Source organism: Peribacillus sedimenti (genome assembly GCF_046237635.1).
GTDB lineage: Bacteria > Bacillota > Bacilli > Bacillales > DSM-1321 > Peribacillus > Peribacillus sedimenti.
In genome coordinates this window covers 2,213,432-2,225,466 of sequence record NZ_CP143547.1, presented here as the reverse complement: position 1 = coordinate 2,225,466, position 12,035 = coordinate 2,213,432, and the positions used below count along the sequence as shown (strand labels likewise).

Genomic DNA, 12,035 nt, shown 5'->3' with positions numbered 1-12,035 from the left:
TTCTGCACTCCTTTCCTAAAAAAGGAGATCACTTTGGATCTCCCCCTTTTTATTAGCCCTTCTTAAACCAGAAATTCAGAATGCCACCCTCGTCCAGAGTATCTAAGAACTCATGTCCGCCGGATGCTGACCAGGCAGCCAAATCTGCCTTGGCTCCTTTATCCGTTGCATGAATCTCTAATACTTGGCCCGATTGCAGCTCGTTCATGGCCTTTTTCGTCTCGACAATTGGCATCGGGCAAGCCAGGCACTTTGCATCCAACACTTTATCTGCATTCATTTTTCTTCTCTCCTAAAATGTGTAATGTGTCCCTGTAACCTTTTATTATCTCACCGCACAGCGGTTAGGTCCGATTTCCATCTCGCGTTGCTGCTCTCCATCCGGTGTGATCTTTCCCATATTGGTTTCACGGATTTCTTGATATGCGTTCGGCTGAGGTGGCAGATTGCCCGTTACCATATTTCTGAACTCTTCTTCATCAGCAATGTTCAAACCATGATTTTCCGCGAAAAGTGTTCCTAATTTCTTCGCTACACTGCCGTCATCGTTCAATTCCTCCAAGATCATGAAATGAGCCGGGAGCACAATCAGTTCTTCTGAAAGTTCTCTGTAACGCGTATATAGCGTTTCTCTTAGGTCCCCCACCCAGTCTTCAGCGAGACCTGCCAAATCCGGTCTTCCTATGGAATCGATGAACAGGATATCTCCGGAAAGCAGGTATTTTTCATCTACTACAAAGGAAGTGGAACCGATCGTATGACCTGGTGAGTATAGGGCATCAATGTGAATCTTTGTATTCCCAATGGTTACACTGTTGCCATCCTCTAACGGCCGGTATTCGAATGTTACCTCTTTGGCATCTTTAGGCGGAAGCCAGTACGTGGCATTTGTCTTCTCCGCAATCATTCTGCCGCCAGAAATGTGGTCAGCATGCAGGTGTGTATCAAATACATTTGTAATTCTTGCCCCGAGGCTGTCGGCGAATGTTGTGTATACTTCCGTCATACGGGTGGAATCAATGATTGCTGCCTCTCCATTAGAAACGACCATGTACGACAGACAGCCTTTCCCTATGCGGACAAATTGGTAAATCGCACCGCCATCTTTTAGTTCTCCAACTTGGGCAGGTTCTAAATATTCACTCCACGCTTTCATTCCACCCTGCAGATAGAAAACTTCACGCCCTGCATCTGAGAGCATTTCAGCCACCATGATGGATGACCCTTCTTTCGCACAGACCACCAATACTTCTTTATTGCTAGGAATCTGATCTAGGACTTCTTCTACCCCGTCCAGAAGGTCAAAATATGGAATGTTTAGATGTTCAAACTGTTGACCTTCGATCTTCCAATCTTGAAACGCATTCTGATTTCGTACATCCAAAATGAACAGTTCCTGTTTATTAAACACTCGCTGTGTAATGTCTTTAGCCGTCATAATGTTTACTGGCATGTTAATACCCCCTAAGGTATATTTATTAGGAAAAAAATTATCTGATTAAACGTCAGTCTTGTTAAATTCATGAAACATGACTATACCAAGGTGTCTATGATGAAGTACATAATATTGGAAATAAGGGGATTGAATCAAAGAACGACCCAATACTCTATGAATAGATTGATAGCTTTTACAGGTTCAGGCTAACAGTATCCCCTGACCACTCACTCATGCCGGGCATGACATTGACCACTTTAGTAAATCCATTGGCTGTTAACTTTTGTGACGCAAAGTCACTGCGGCTGCCTGTGCGGCATATAACAAATATTTCATCCTCTTTGTTGAGTTCGTTTAGACGGCTGTCTAATTCACCTAGCGGAATAGAGATTGAATTGGGTATATGGTTAAACGCATATTCTGCCTCTTCCCTTACATCCAGAACCACGATATTCCCATTGGATGATAATTTTGCTTGAAGGTCATCATTGTTGATAACGTGAGGATGCTTCTTTTCCGCTGCTTCTTGATCCGATGTTTTTCTCAGGTAGTGCTTCAGGACTTCTCCCTCTTCAATCGTACCCAAATATTGATGCCCTGTACTCTCAGCCCATGCTTTTATGTCCGCCTTGGAACCTCTATCAGTAGCTTGCACCTCCAAAACTTGGCCTCCCTCTAATTGAGTCATTGCCTTTTTGGTTTTCACGATTGGCATGGGACAAGCAAGTCCTTTTGCATCCAATGTGACATCTGATTTAATATTATCCATGAGAATTCCTCCTTCAATTTATACCGCTATGGGTATTACAAATAACAAAATTTTTATACGGTTTCTCCTTCCCATGCGAGCATTCCGCCTGTCATGTTTATCACCGTAAAACCATGATTTTCTAAGAATTGAGATGCTTTTCCACTTCTTCCGCCCGAACGGCAGACCATAATATATTCCTTGGACTTGTCCAGCTCGTTGATCTTAAATTCAAGCAAACCTAATGGAATATTAACCGCACCCGGAATCTTTCCTTCAGCTACTTCTTTAACCTCTCGCACATCTATGATGTTGAGGGGATTACCTTGCTCTACCAATTCTTGAACTTCTTTCACTGTAATGGTTTCCATTATTCTTTCATCCTTTCTCCTTATCATCTCCAGGCGTTCATGCCGCCCTTTACATTACTGACTCGATGGAAGCCCTTTTGTGTCAATAACTTGCTTGCTTTATTGCTTCTCATGCCGCTTTGGCAAATCAATATGACTTCCTTCTCTTTTGACAACATGTTCGTGTTCCCGGACAGTACATGTAGGGGAATGTTTTTGAACCCCTTGATATGATTCGTTTTATATTCCCCAGGTGTACGTACGTCGATGAATTGTTTGTTCCGCTCGGAAAGCTTACTTTTCAATTCGGTTACCGTGATTTGTTTTACTCCTCTAACAGGAAGCAAACGCGGTAATAAAAAGAAAATGGCGAGTCCGATCAATACATAATTCAGGTACTCCATCCCAAGCCTCCTATAGCCAAGGACCTTGTGAGGCCCTTCATTTTTTAGATAAACAAGTTCACATTTCCCTCTTCAGCATCCGCTAGGTATGCAGCAACACCGGCATATTCAATGTTATCCAGCAATTCCTTTTCTTGAAGGCCCAATAAGTCCATGGTCATGGTGCAGGCGACCAGCTTGACTTCTTGTTCCTGAGCCATCTCGATCAGCTGCGGCAAGGTCATGGCGTTATGTTTTTTAATAATGTGTTTGATCATCTGTGGTCCCATGCCAGCGAAATTCATCTTGGATAGTCCCATCTTGTCCGCTCCACGCGGCATCATTTTCGCAAACATTTTTTCCAGGAAGCCTTTTTTTAATGTAATAGGTTCGTCCTTGCGTAACGCATTCAATCCCCAGAATGTATGAAAAATAGTTACCTCATGGTCATAGGCTGCAGCACCATTCGCAATGATGTAGGCAGCCATCGCTTTATCGTAATCCCCGCTGAACAACACAATGGTCGTTTTCTTTTTGTCAGAAATTCTCATTCCTCCTCAACATTAGTACCCTGTGGGGTATATTTAAAAGCAAAAAAATTATCCTTTCTTGATCCAGAACTTCAGGACATCATTTTCTTCTTCGTGTCTTACAAGCTCATGGCCTGTGGATTTGGCCCAGGCGGTCATATCCGCTCTCGCCCCTTTATCGGTTGCATGAACTTCTAATACCTGACCTGATTCCAGTTCATTTATCGCTTTTTTTGTTTTCACGATCGGCATAGGACAAGCCAGCCCTTTTGCGTCTAAGATTTTCGTTGTATTCATTCTGTTTTTCCTCCTTTTAATATAGACATACCCGTATGGGTATTAGATTACTGAAAAAAATAACGCTTCAATAATACCCCTAAGGGTATGTTATAGAATACAATCCGGGATGTCAATCCCTAAATTGTTTACCTGCTCTTCACGAGTAAATTGACCGCTTCTTTTACAAATTCATCCGCATCTTGTCCTTTTTCAGTAGCTTCACGTACACATTCAACCAAATTGGAGCTGACAACAAGTCCTAAAGTGCGATCGATAGCCGTTCTCGCAGCCGAAAGTTGAGTGACTACATCCTTGCAGTCCTTGTTTTCTTCCATCATTTTTAGAATCCCTCTCAGTTGCCCCTCAATACGTTTGACTCTATTCTTGATTTGATCATCATAATACATCTGATAATCCTCCCTTTAAGCACTTTATTTAACACACGTATATCCCGTCACCTTAAAACCATTGTCCTGCATCATCCTGATTCCAAGGTTTCTTTCCAGTCTATCAGAAACAATCAGATGGACATTCTTGCTGGTGACAACCCCAATTTCCCGTTTTAGGTAGGCTACAGGCAAGGGCATGGCCCCTTCTACAGGATTTTTAGCAGAAACAGGATAATCCCTTACATCCACAAGAACGCTACCTTTTGGCCGGAGTCTGGATATTCCGGAACTCTCGATGGAACTCCTGGAACTGGGACATACCTTCTATATACCAAAACCAATAAAACAATGAGAATCAATACAAGCGGATAGTACATGCGATCTCAACTCCCTAATCATATATAATTAAGGACAAGATGTTATGTACCAACTATATACCCGTCGGGGTATAATGTCAACAACCAGATTCTCGTATTACACCCAAGCTGAAAAAAGGACTCTAAAAGTCCTTTCTTACGGAACTAGACGCCCCACAATTACTATCTTACTGCACAACGATTGGGACCATCTCCATCTCTCTTTGATCATCCAGTGCTTGTGTGATTTTTAATATGTAAGGTAGTCTTACTTTTTGCTAAACACTCGTGTTTATATACTCTTGTCTATGCACAAGAGCAATCGCCGTTCAATATCCACTGCGATTTCTTGCAGTGCAGGCTCATCCAGCATACTGATGAGTGCAAGGCTTAGGCAGGCCAATCTTCGTCTCTTGGGCATCCTTGTAGACTACAATTTTGCATGGCAAAAAATAGCCAACGAGTTTGTTTTCCTTAAGCACACGCTGCGCCTCTTTTGGATTGCACAGTCCAGCACTACAAATGCTCCGGTTGGAAGCCTTTTTCCTCCAGTTTGCCCTTTATATCGAACTTCCATAGCACAGCGAACTTTTCTTCCTGCAGGCTGCTTTCCAGCGCTCCAATTGCGTCTGAAACCGTTTTGCCAGTACTTATTGTATAATGAAAATCCACAATTATCATCCTCTCATAATTTTGTCTTTCAGATTCCTCTATACTCGATGGGGTATATACCTGGTTGCTAGTTCACAAAAACATTTCAAACAGTATTTATACTTATGTTTTAAATAAACTATGTAATGTTTACTGAGTGTTCGCAGACAGCAAAACGAAAAATCTGAGATTAAAAAGAAACTCCCACGACTTATGAATTTCTGAACTGTTTTTCTTCATTAACCACCCTGCCCCTTTAGTGGAAAAAGAAAAAAGGTTGCCGTAACAACTCCTCGTGTAACCAGCATCTTCATCTTTATCTTGCCACTGCCCCACCAGCACTTTCCTTTCATGACGGAGCTTCCGTAAAATGAATTCCAAGGTTCGGTGCGGAAAGGGACACCGAGAGGATTCGTTGCTTGGAACCTTATTCTGCCCCAAATAAGGTCACGAAATTGTAATTTTGGGACTACAGGGAAAAGAAGAGATTACGCTGATCCAGCGGTATAAAACGTTCGTTTTTTGCAACGGCCCAGAGCTTTCCGTCCCGATAATACACACGGTCCAAGTATATAGTAAATTCTTTACGACATTTGGAAGGCTGTCATTCCGATCCCAAGCACCCCGGCGGCTGACTAAAAGGTATCTTTTCAGCATCTTCTCCCTCATTTTAATCCAACGAGAAGGGCCTGAATTCAAGACATGTACCGCCAATTTTATATCTAATAATCACGAGGCCCAGCCTCACTCCATGCGACTTCCCGTATTGAAATTGGTTCATATAAATAATTCATATCATTAAAGCCTTTTTATTTGTATTCGTTATAAAGAACAAAATATAATAGGAGCAGAAAGGGGTGTGATTAAATGACAAATTTTGATGGACAAGTAGTACTGATTACTGGAGCAGCTGGCGGTATAGGGAGAGCAGTAGCTAAAAAATTGGCAAACCAGGGTGCAAAACTAACCCTGGTCGATGTGAACCTCGATTCTGTGAACAATCTAGTTTCAGAACTTAGACTTCCAGAAGAAAATGTGCTATGTCTCCGAGCGGATGTAAGGAACGAATCGGAAGTGAAGGCTTACGTAGAGGATACTATGAAGAAGTTCGGGCAAATTGATGGGTTTTTCAATAATGCAGGCATTGAAGGTGCGTTCGGAAATCTGGAGGATCAGGAGGAAGAGCAGTTCGACAAGGTCATCGGTGTGAACCTGAAAGGGGTATACCTGGGCATGAAGCATGTGCTGCCTGTGATGAAAAAACAGGGAAAAGGAAGCATCGTGAACACGGCATCCGTGGCCGGCTTGATCGGCTCTCCGGGACTGAGTCCGTATGTCGCTTCCAAACATGGGGTGCTCGGATTGACGAAGACGGTCGCTTTGGAAGTCGCTGGCCAGGGAATCCGTGTGAATGCAGTGTGTCCTGGACCGATTAACACACGTATGATGAGAAGCATAGAGGAGGGAGCGGCCCCAGGATCGTCAGAAGATGCCCAGAAACAGTATGCATCAGCGATTCCGTTTGGCAGGTACGGCGAAGCGGAAGAAGTGGCAAATGTCGTGAATTTCCTGTTATCAGACGAGGCCTCCTATGTTTCATCTTCGGCTTATACGGTGGATGGGGCAATGTTCCCGCAATAAGGATCATAATGTAATAGATAGTTCAGGCCTGAACTACCACCACCGTGGTAGTTTTTTTCCTCTGTGACGGGCCCATTCCACAACAGGCAGACCCGTTATTGGTATCGTCATTCCCACTCTTTTGCGTTTCTGTTTTTATATCCATTTTCAGCCACTCCATTCTATACATACCTATGCATATAGACGTGGTCAGTGACATATTAATGCAGTTTACATCCAAACAATACAGCTTTTCATATATTGAGTGGCAGTGTAGGCAAATCGAATATTTTATTTTCTGCTTTGGGATATAAAAGTTAACGATAGTTATTATGTGTGGGTTGAAATAATTCTTCATTCGAATTTCGAACAAGTGAAAAATTGTCAACATTATCGTGGCCGTGTAAAATTGAATTATGATGCATAATAATTTGCCTTGCGGGTAAGATTTTGGAGTCTGAAGTAGAATGTCCGTCTCCAACCAAGGTTACATCAAAATTATTCATGGTTGCCGTTCTGACTGCGGAATCGATACAGAATTCTGTTTTACAGCCCATAATGACAAGATGTTCTATCCCTTTCTCTTTTAAATAAACATTTAATTTTGTCCCATAAAAGGAATTCGTGGCAGCTTTGTCAAAAATGGCAGCATCAGAAGGCACTGTAATATTTTTGTGTATCTGAAATCCGGGACCGTCTCCATTGGATACATCCCTATCTCTTATAAACACAATATCGACGTTATTTTGTAATGCCTTGTCTACTACAGCATTTATAGTATCCACTAGCCTTTCTTTCTCTAATACACCTGGTTCCTGTTCGTTCCCTTCGATTAATGCCTGCTGTGCATCGATAACTAACAGAGCTTGTTTCAATAAATCTCCTCCTTTTATAGCTAGATATTACCGGTGAAGCTATAGGTCATCGCAGGATGGCAGGATCCAAAGGTTCTACGTCACTTCCTTATTTTACCATAAACCCACCCTGTTTTGCCAATGAGTGACCTTAGTTTGGCAAAAAATATAATGTATAGCCACGCATATTTATCAGCAGCTGCCGTTAAGGTGCTGTTACACAAAACCAAAAGGCTTTGTTAAAGAATAATGTTGTTATTCGATTTTCTCGAACATTTGTTCTATAATGAATGAACTAAAATTACCGAGAGCGAGTGAGTTTTAATGGTGTTAGCGGACATAATTAACCAAATCAGAAATCTTAGCCGAAGAGACCAGCAGCGATGGAGTTCTTTACAAACTCATTAGGGAGTGCATCATAAACAGAGACTGTATTCAAAGATGTATCAGAACAGAACATAAAGACGGCTACACCTGCACTCGTTGTCAATCCACTAACGTCATTCGTTTCGGTAAATACCAAAACCGTGCGTTAAATATGCCTCGAATCCAAGATATTTGATGGTGAAACAAAATTCTTTTTAATTGAATAACACTGTGCCTTTGTCAGCGATTATTCTTTTTAAATCTAAAAATATCAATAACAGCTATAATACCAATCATTTAAAAAAAAATTTTAATAATCCCTTGTTGGCCATCTAAAATATCCATAAAAAGCGCTTCTTGCTTCGTGTTTACCTTCTATATTGGCTTTTATTATATATCTACCATTTAAGTCCTCAATTGCTATTGCTATATCTGTACTAATACTTTGATGAAATACTGGTCTGCCCTAATAAATGAAGGGATTTTTTCATTAACAGGACCTCATTTATAACCTATCCACTCTAAATTCGTTTACATATAGTAAAAATCCTTGCACAACTAACCTATCGTTGGTTTTCTGTTTCCAAATGAGGGCTCCTTATGGCATAATTTATATGACCAGGTATTAATAGTTGATTATATTTTCACTTTATTGGTCTTTTATAACATGTCACAGGATGAGGGTTCCATAATAATGACTAATGACTTAATCATTACAAAAGTAAATGAAAGATTACACCTTCTTGGTTTGGGGCAGTACAGTTTGAGTTTTATCGGTAGTGAGGATGTCCTCCATATTGTTCACCCATCCGGAATTTTAAGGATATCAGAAACAGAGTTAGATAAAGATCTGCGAGGTCACGCTGATTTGGCCATCGGTTCAATCGTTCAGCTCATCGATCGTTACGATCTGATTTTCTCACTTACTGAGCTCTGTGTCTCAAGATTAAAAAGATTGGAGCATCGTGTGCATTTTGAAATAGGTTACTTTTCTTTTTGCAAGGGAGCTTGTTACAACTACTCAAAAAAGGCTATTTATTTAAACCCTTCACAGATATTCACACGCTGGAGTATGTATTTTAAAAATGTATTAAATCTCTCTCATTTTATAACAATCCTTATTTTGCACGAGCTTGGTCATGTTTTGCAGGATCAGGAAAAACCAATTTTAAAAAGAATGAAACAATTCATTTCTGGATTTAACCCATTAAGGATTACCATTCAAGATGCCGAAACGTATAAGCAGTTCCTTCTTCAAGAAGAAAAAGATGCATGGGACAGATGTGAAAAGTATTTACACAATACCACTGTAGAACCTTCGTCATTTTCCAAGATTAGATCATATTGCTTGAATACTTATGCCACGCTTGAGCTGACGAGAGTGAAAAGGATTCTTCAGGCGTTGAATAATGGCCTGGATTGAACTTTGATTATGAAATACAGAGTTTAATCGAAGATCTACTTTCTTATTTATCTACATATTTCATGCATGTATGTAAACGCATATACGCTCACCAGCATTTTTGATATTTTATTTTTTTCTTATCAGTCAGCTTGTACAACAATTTACGTTTTTAAAATTTCGTTTAGTTGTTGATTTGTAATCGTTCCTTGGTGGAAATATAGTTGCCATCTCCCGTCTATGTGTTTCCAAATTGAACTGCGAAGTGTATTCCGATTCCTGGTTTTATCAGCAATAAAATAAGTAGATAAAACAACATCAGGAGCCAAAGGATATATTTCATAATTATGAAGTGACATTTCAGTCAATATGACTCCACTTTCAAGGCATTCTTTTTTATCAAACATATAGCCTGAACTGCCTATTTCAAAAAAGTCATCGGCAAGTATTCTATCCAGTGCGTCACGACTTTTGCGAGTTTGTAAATTTGTATGGTCTTCCTCTAACTCATATAGATGTTTCTTTAAATCTTCTTTCAACACTTTCATCCCTCAGTTTCTATTAAATTTTTTAATTGATTGGTTCATTTGTATATTTGATTGGTTTATTTTCAGGTTGTCCGATTGTTTCTATTTAGTTCTGTTTCATTTTACTCCAAACTCAGGCTTTGTAATATATTCCATTAATATAATTGTCCATCATTGTATAAATAAGTTTGATAGCGGATACGGATAGCTGGTGCTGAAATGAGGTCAAGCACTATTGGCCTTTAATCCATTTACTTTCTACAGTTTCATCCGAATTACACAATTCTCCTCCTACAGGTTTGCCTAGATAAGCAAAATTCCTTTTGCAAAATAAAAAAGGGAACTGCAGAAAAGTCACCTTTAATAGGAAAGCGATTTCAGCTGTATTACTCTGGAAAATCCACTATTTATACTTGTGGTCGCTACTATAAGGTGTTTTTTCCATGTATAGCACTTCAGCCATTTATGAGATAAATGAAAATAAATCCATTTGGCATGTTAAGCAATCTTAATCTTTGCTCGATCATTTCTCGATATTTTGTTGCTTACTTTCATGTTCCCTATCATCTTTGTGTTTTACTTTAGGGCAACTTCGATATTATTCTTTTCAATATATAAGATACTTTTATGCAATTCTCCTTTTTCACTTTTTCCTGACTTATTGACTATCACGGTAATTAAATTTCCCGGATACTAATTAGGAGTGGAAAACAGGAAGAAAAATCTTGGATACAATTCCTAGTCCAAGAACAAGAAAAGGAAGACTAGTTAATCTATTTTAAGCTATCAAAAAAGCCGCTAAGAATACTCTTAACGGCTCTTTGTTAAATGTAATGACTTTTATTAATATGATGTCCACCCTGCATCAGCTGTAATGACAGCTCCATTGACGAAACTAGACTCGTCACTTGCAAGGAATAGAGCGACGTTTGCTATTTCCTCTGGTTTTCCTATTCGAGGGTTAAATCCCAGACCAGGCTGGATGCGTCCTATGCCAAATTGATTGACCCCTGTCATGGAACTGCTAATGTTCGTCTCAACCCCTCCTGGTGCGATTGCATTGCATCGTATGCCCTTTTGGGCGTACATAAATCCTGTATTTTTTGTAAAGCCGACTACCGCATGTTTGGAAGCTGTATATGCTGCGCCTGCACGTGCTCCTTGCAAACCTCCAGCCGAAGCAACATTAATAATCACCCCTTTTTCTTTCTCAAGGAAGATAGGAATTGCTTTTCTTGTTGCACGCATGACGCTTGTGGTATTGATCGCAAAGACCCTTTCCCATTTATCATCTTCTATATCGCCAGCCGGTTCGAAATTATCCATGATACCAGCGTTATTAACTAAAATGTCCAAGGTGCCGTACGTATTAACTGCAGTATCAATAAGATTCTGAATATCTTCCTCTTTAGCTACATTAGCCATTATCGCGATTGCGTCACCGCCATTAGCCTTGATTTCATCGACGGTTTGATTGGCTCCTTCCTCATTGATGTCGGAGACTACTACCTTTGCTCCTTCTTTTCCATATAAAACAGCAATTGATTTTCCCATCCCTGAAGCGGCACCAGTTACAACGGCTACCTTATTTTCAAGTCTCATTTCTTTTTCCTCCAAACTGATTTTTGATTTGTGCGATATGTAAAACATGCAAATGGCATGCCGTACATCAATGAACTCAGGATTATCAATTTGTCATATTCTGAAAGCTGTTATGGCAGGCGATTCACCTAATCTAGCGACTGCTGAAATCGTTAGTAGAAGGAAATGACTTTTTTTAAAAAACTCTTTTTCAAAGACATAAGAAAAAACGGCGGTTTAAGAAATCCAAAATATTAATCCCGACTTTTCAATGAGTATTGATACATTAAATATTAATTTAAAATTACCTTACGCTAAAAAGAATTATAATCTCAGTTTTAAGAGTTCCGTATACTGCAGTGAAGAATATAAATCCATCGCCTCTTTTAGGATGAGTAAAGAAAGCTCGTGGTCTTCCATTACGTATGAAGTTTCTTCGGGCTCTACCCATATTTGGCTCGTGGATTCATTTTCACGGGCGAACGGATCGCACACACCAATGTCCATTCTGAAGAACAATTGAATTCCTCTCATTGGATACTTTCCATCTGGTATAATAACGGG

Annotated in this window: 15 protein-coding genes and 1 pseudogene; 2 read left to right on the top strand and 14 right to left on the bottom strand. The window is 40.1% G+C overall.

Annotation, left to right across the window (positions count from 1 at the left end):
• Positions 1 to 52: 52 nt before the first annotated feature.
• The 10 genes and pseudogenes from V1500_RS11020 to V1500_RS10975 form a co-directional block, all read right to left on the bottom strand.
• Positions 53 to 280 (bottom strand): sulfurtransferase TusA family protein, encoded by a 228-nt coding sequence (locus V1500_RS11020; RefSeq protein ID WP_409305589.1) that lies wholly within the window; start codon positions 278 to 280, stop codon positions 53 to 55.
• Positions 281 to 325: 45 nt separating this feature from the next.
• Positions 326 to 1,453 (bottom strand): MBL fold metallo-hydrolase, encoded by a 1,128-nt coding sequence (locus tag V1500_RS11015; RefSeq protein WP_409305588.1) that lies wholly within the window; start codon positions 1,451 to 1,453, stop codon positions 326 to 328.
• Positions 1,454 to 1,628: 175 nt separating this feature from the next.
• Positions 1,629 to 2,204: a sulfurtransferase TusA family protein gene (locus V1500_RS11010; RefSeq protein ID WP_409305587.1), complete on the bottom strand. Its 576-nt coding sequence runs from the start codon at positions 2,202 to 2,204 to the stop codon at positions 1,629 to 1,631.
• Positions 2,205 to 2,257: 53 nt separating this feature from the next.
• The gene (locus tag V1500_RS11005; RefSeq protein ID WP_409305586.1) at positions 2,258 to 2,554 is read right to left on the bottom strand and encodes a rhodanese-like domain-containing protein; all 297 of its coding nucleotides are present in this window, start codon (positions 2,552 to 2,554) and stop codon (positions 2,258 to 2,260) included.
• A gap of 23 nt (positions 2,555 to 2,577) precedes the next feature.
• Complete coding sequence (locus tag V1500_RS11000) at positions 2,578 to 2,937, bottom strand: rhodanese-like domain-containing protein (protein WP_409305585.1); 360 nt, start codon at positions 2,935 to 2,937, stop codon at positions 2,578 to 2,580.
• A 44-nt stretch (positions 2,938 to 2,981) separates the two neighbouring features.
• Positions 2,982 to 3,467 carry a DsrE/DsrF/DrsH-like family protein gene (locus V1500_RS10995; RefSeq protein ID WP_409305584.1) on the bottom strand — a complete coding sequence of 162 codons (486 nt, stop codon included), beginning with the start codon at positions 3,465 to 3,467 and terminating at the stop codon, positions 2,982 to 2,984.
• A 48-nt stretch (positions 3,468 to 3,515) separates the two neighbouring features.
• Complete coding sequence (locus V1500_RS10990) at positions 3,516 to 3,743, bottom strand: sulfurtransferase TusA family protein (RefSeq protein WP_409305583.1); 228 nt, start codon at positions 3,741 to 3,743, stop codon at positions 3,516 to 3,518.
• Between the two features lie 128 nt (positions 3,744 to 3,871).
• Complete coding sequence (locus tag V1500_RS10985) at positions 3,872 to 4,132, bottom strand: metal-sensitive transcriptional regulator (RefSeq protein WP_409305582.1); 261 nt, start codon at positions 4,130 to 4,132, stop codon at positions 3,872 to 3,874.
• Between the two features lie 24 nt (positions 4,133 to 4,156).
• Positions 4,157 to 4,363 carry a hypothetical protein gene (locus tag V1500_RS10980; protein WP_409305581.1) on the bottom strand — a complete coding sequence of 69 codons (207 nt, stop codon included), beginning with the start codon at positions 4,361 to 4,363 and terminating at the stop codon, positions 4,157 to 4,159.
• Between the two features lie 399 nt (positions 4,364 to 4,762).
• Positions 4,763 to 5,151, bottom strand: a pseudogene (locus tag V1500_RS10975) (DUF302 domain-containing protein).
• 837 nt (positions 5,152 to 5,988) lie between these two features.
• On the opposite strand from V1500_RS10975, the gene V1500_RS10970 reads away from it, so the two are divergent.
• Entirely contained in the window at positions 5,989 to 6,762 is a 774-nt protein-coding gene (locus V1500_RS10970; RefSeq protein WP_409305580.1) for an SDR family NAD(P)-dependent oxidoreductase, read from the top strand.
• A gap of 296 nt (positions 6,763 to 7,058) precedes the next feature.
• Here V1500_RS10970 and V1500_RS10965 read toward each other — a convergent pair whose 3' ends face one another.
• Positions 7,059 to 7,616, bottom strand: coding sequence for a cysteine hydrolase family protein (locus tag V1500_RS10965; RefSeq protein ID WP_409305579.1), 558 nt, complete (start codon positions 7,614 to 7,616; stop codon positions 7,059 to 7,061).
• A 1,039-nt stretch (positions 7,617 to 8,655) separates the two neighbouring features.
• On the opposite strand from V1500_RS10965, the gene V1500_RS10960 reads away from it, so the two are divergent.
• Entirely contained in the window at positions 8,656 to 9,384 is a 729-nt protein-coding gene (locus V1500_RS10960) for a hypothetical protein (protein WP_409305578.1), read from the top strand.
• 143 nt (positions 9,385 to 9,527) lie between these two features.
• Here V1500_RS10960 and V1500_RS10955 read toward each other — a convergent pair whose 3' ends face one another.
• From V1500_RS10955 to V1500_RS10945, 3 genes are all read right to left on the bottom strand, one after another.
• Positions 9,528 to 9,902, bottom strand: a complete 375-nt coding sequence (locus tag V1500_RS10955; RefSeq protein WP_409305577.1) for a DUF4440 domain-containing protein — start codon at positions 9,900 to 9,902, stop codon at positions 9,528 to 9,530.
• Between the two features lie 831 nt (positions 9,903 to 10,733).
• The gene (locus V1500_RS10950; protein WP_409305576.1) at positions 10,734 to 11,492 is read right to left on the bottom strand and encodes an SDR family oxidoreductase; all 759 of its coding nucleotides are present in this window, start codon (positions 11,490 to 11,492) and stop codon (positions 10,734 to 10,736) included.
• Positions 11,493 to 11,795: 303 nt separating this feature from the next.
• The gene (locus V1500_RS10945; protein ID WP_409305575.1) at positions 11,796 to 12,005 is read right to left on the bottom strand and encodes a hypothetical protein; all 210 of its coding nucleotides are present in this window, start codon (positions 12,003 to 12,005) and stop codon (positions 11,796 to 11,798) included.
• Positions 12,006 to 12,035 lie beyond the last annotated feature (30 nt).

Coding starts and splice junctions, on each gene's coding strand:
- V1500_RS11020 (WP_409305589.1), bottom strand. CDS start 280: ATGAATGCAGATAAAGTGTTGGATGCAAAGTGCCTGGCTTGCCCGATG.
- V1500_RS11015 (WP_409305588.1), bottom strand. CDS start 1,453: ATGCCAGTAAACATTATGACGGCTAAAGACATTACACAGCGAGTGTTT.
- V1500_RS11010 (WP_409305587.1), bottom strand. CDS start 2,204: ATGGATAATATTAAATCAGATGTCACATTGGATGCAAAAGGACTTGCT.
- V1500_RS11005 (WP_409305586.1), bottom strand. CDS start 2,554: ATGGAAACCATTACAGTGAAAGAAGTTCAAGAATTGGTAGAGCAAGGT.
- V1500_RS11000 (WP_409305585.1), bottom strand. CDS start 2,937: ATGGAGTACCTGAATTATGTATTGATCGGACTCGCCATTTTCTTTTTA.
- V1500_RS10995 (WP_409305584.1), bottom strand. CDS start 3,467: ATGAGAATTTCTGACAAAAAGAAAACGACCATTGTGTTGTTCAGCGGG.
- V1500_RS10990 (WP_409305583.1), bottom strand. CDS start 3,743: ATGAATACAACGAAAATCTTAGACGCAAAAGGGCTGGCTTGTCCTATG.
- V1500_RS10985 (WP_409305582.1), bottom strand. CDS start 4,132: ATGTATTATGATGATCAAATCAAGAATAGAGTCAAACGTATTGAGGGG.
- V1500_RS10970 (WP_409305580.1), top strand. CDS start 5,989: ATGACAAATTTTGATGGACAAGTAGTACTGATTACTGGAGCAGCTGGC.
- V1500_RS10960 (WP_409305578.1), top strand. CDS start 8,656: ATGACTAATGACTTAATCATTACAAAAGTAAATGAAAGATTACACCTT.
- V1500_RS10950 (WP_409305576.1), bottom strand. CDS start 11,492: ATGAGACTTGAAAATAAGGTAGCCGTTGTAACTGGTGCCGCTTCAGGG.
- V1500_RS10945 (WP_409305575.1), bottom strand. CDS start 12,005: ATGAGAGGAATTCAATTGTTCTTCAGAATGGACATTGGTGTGTGCGAT.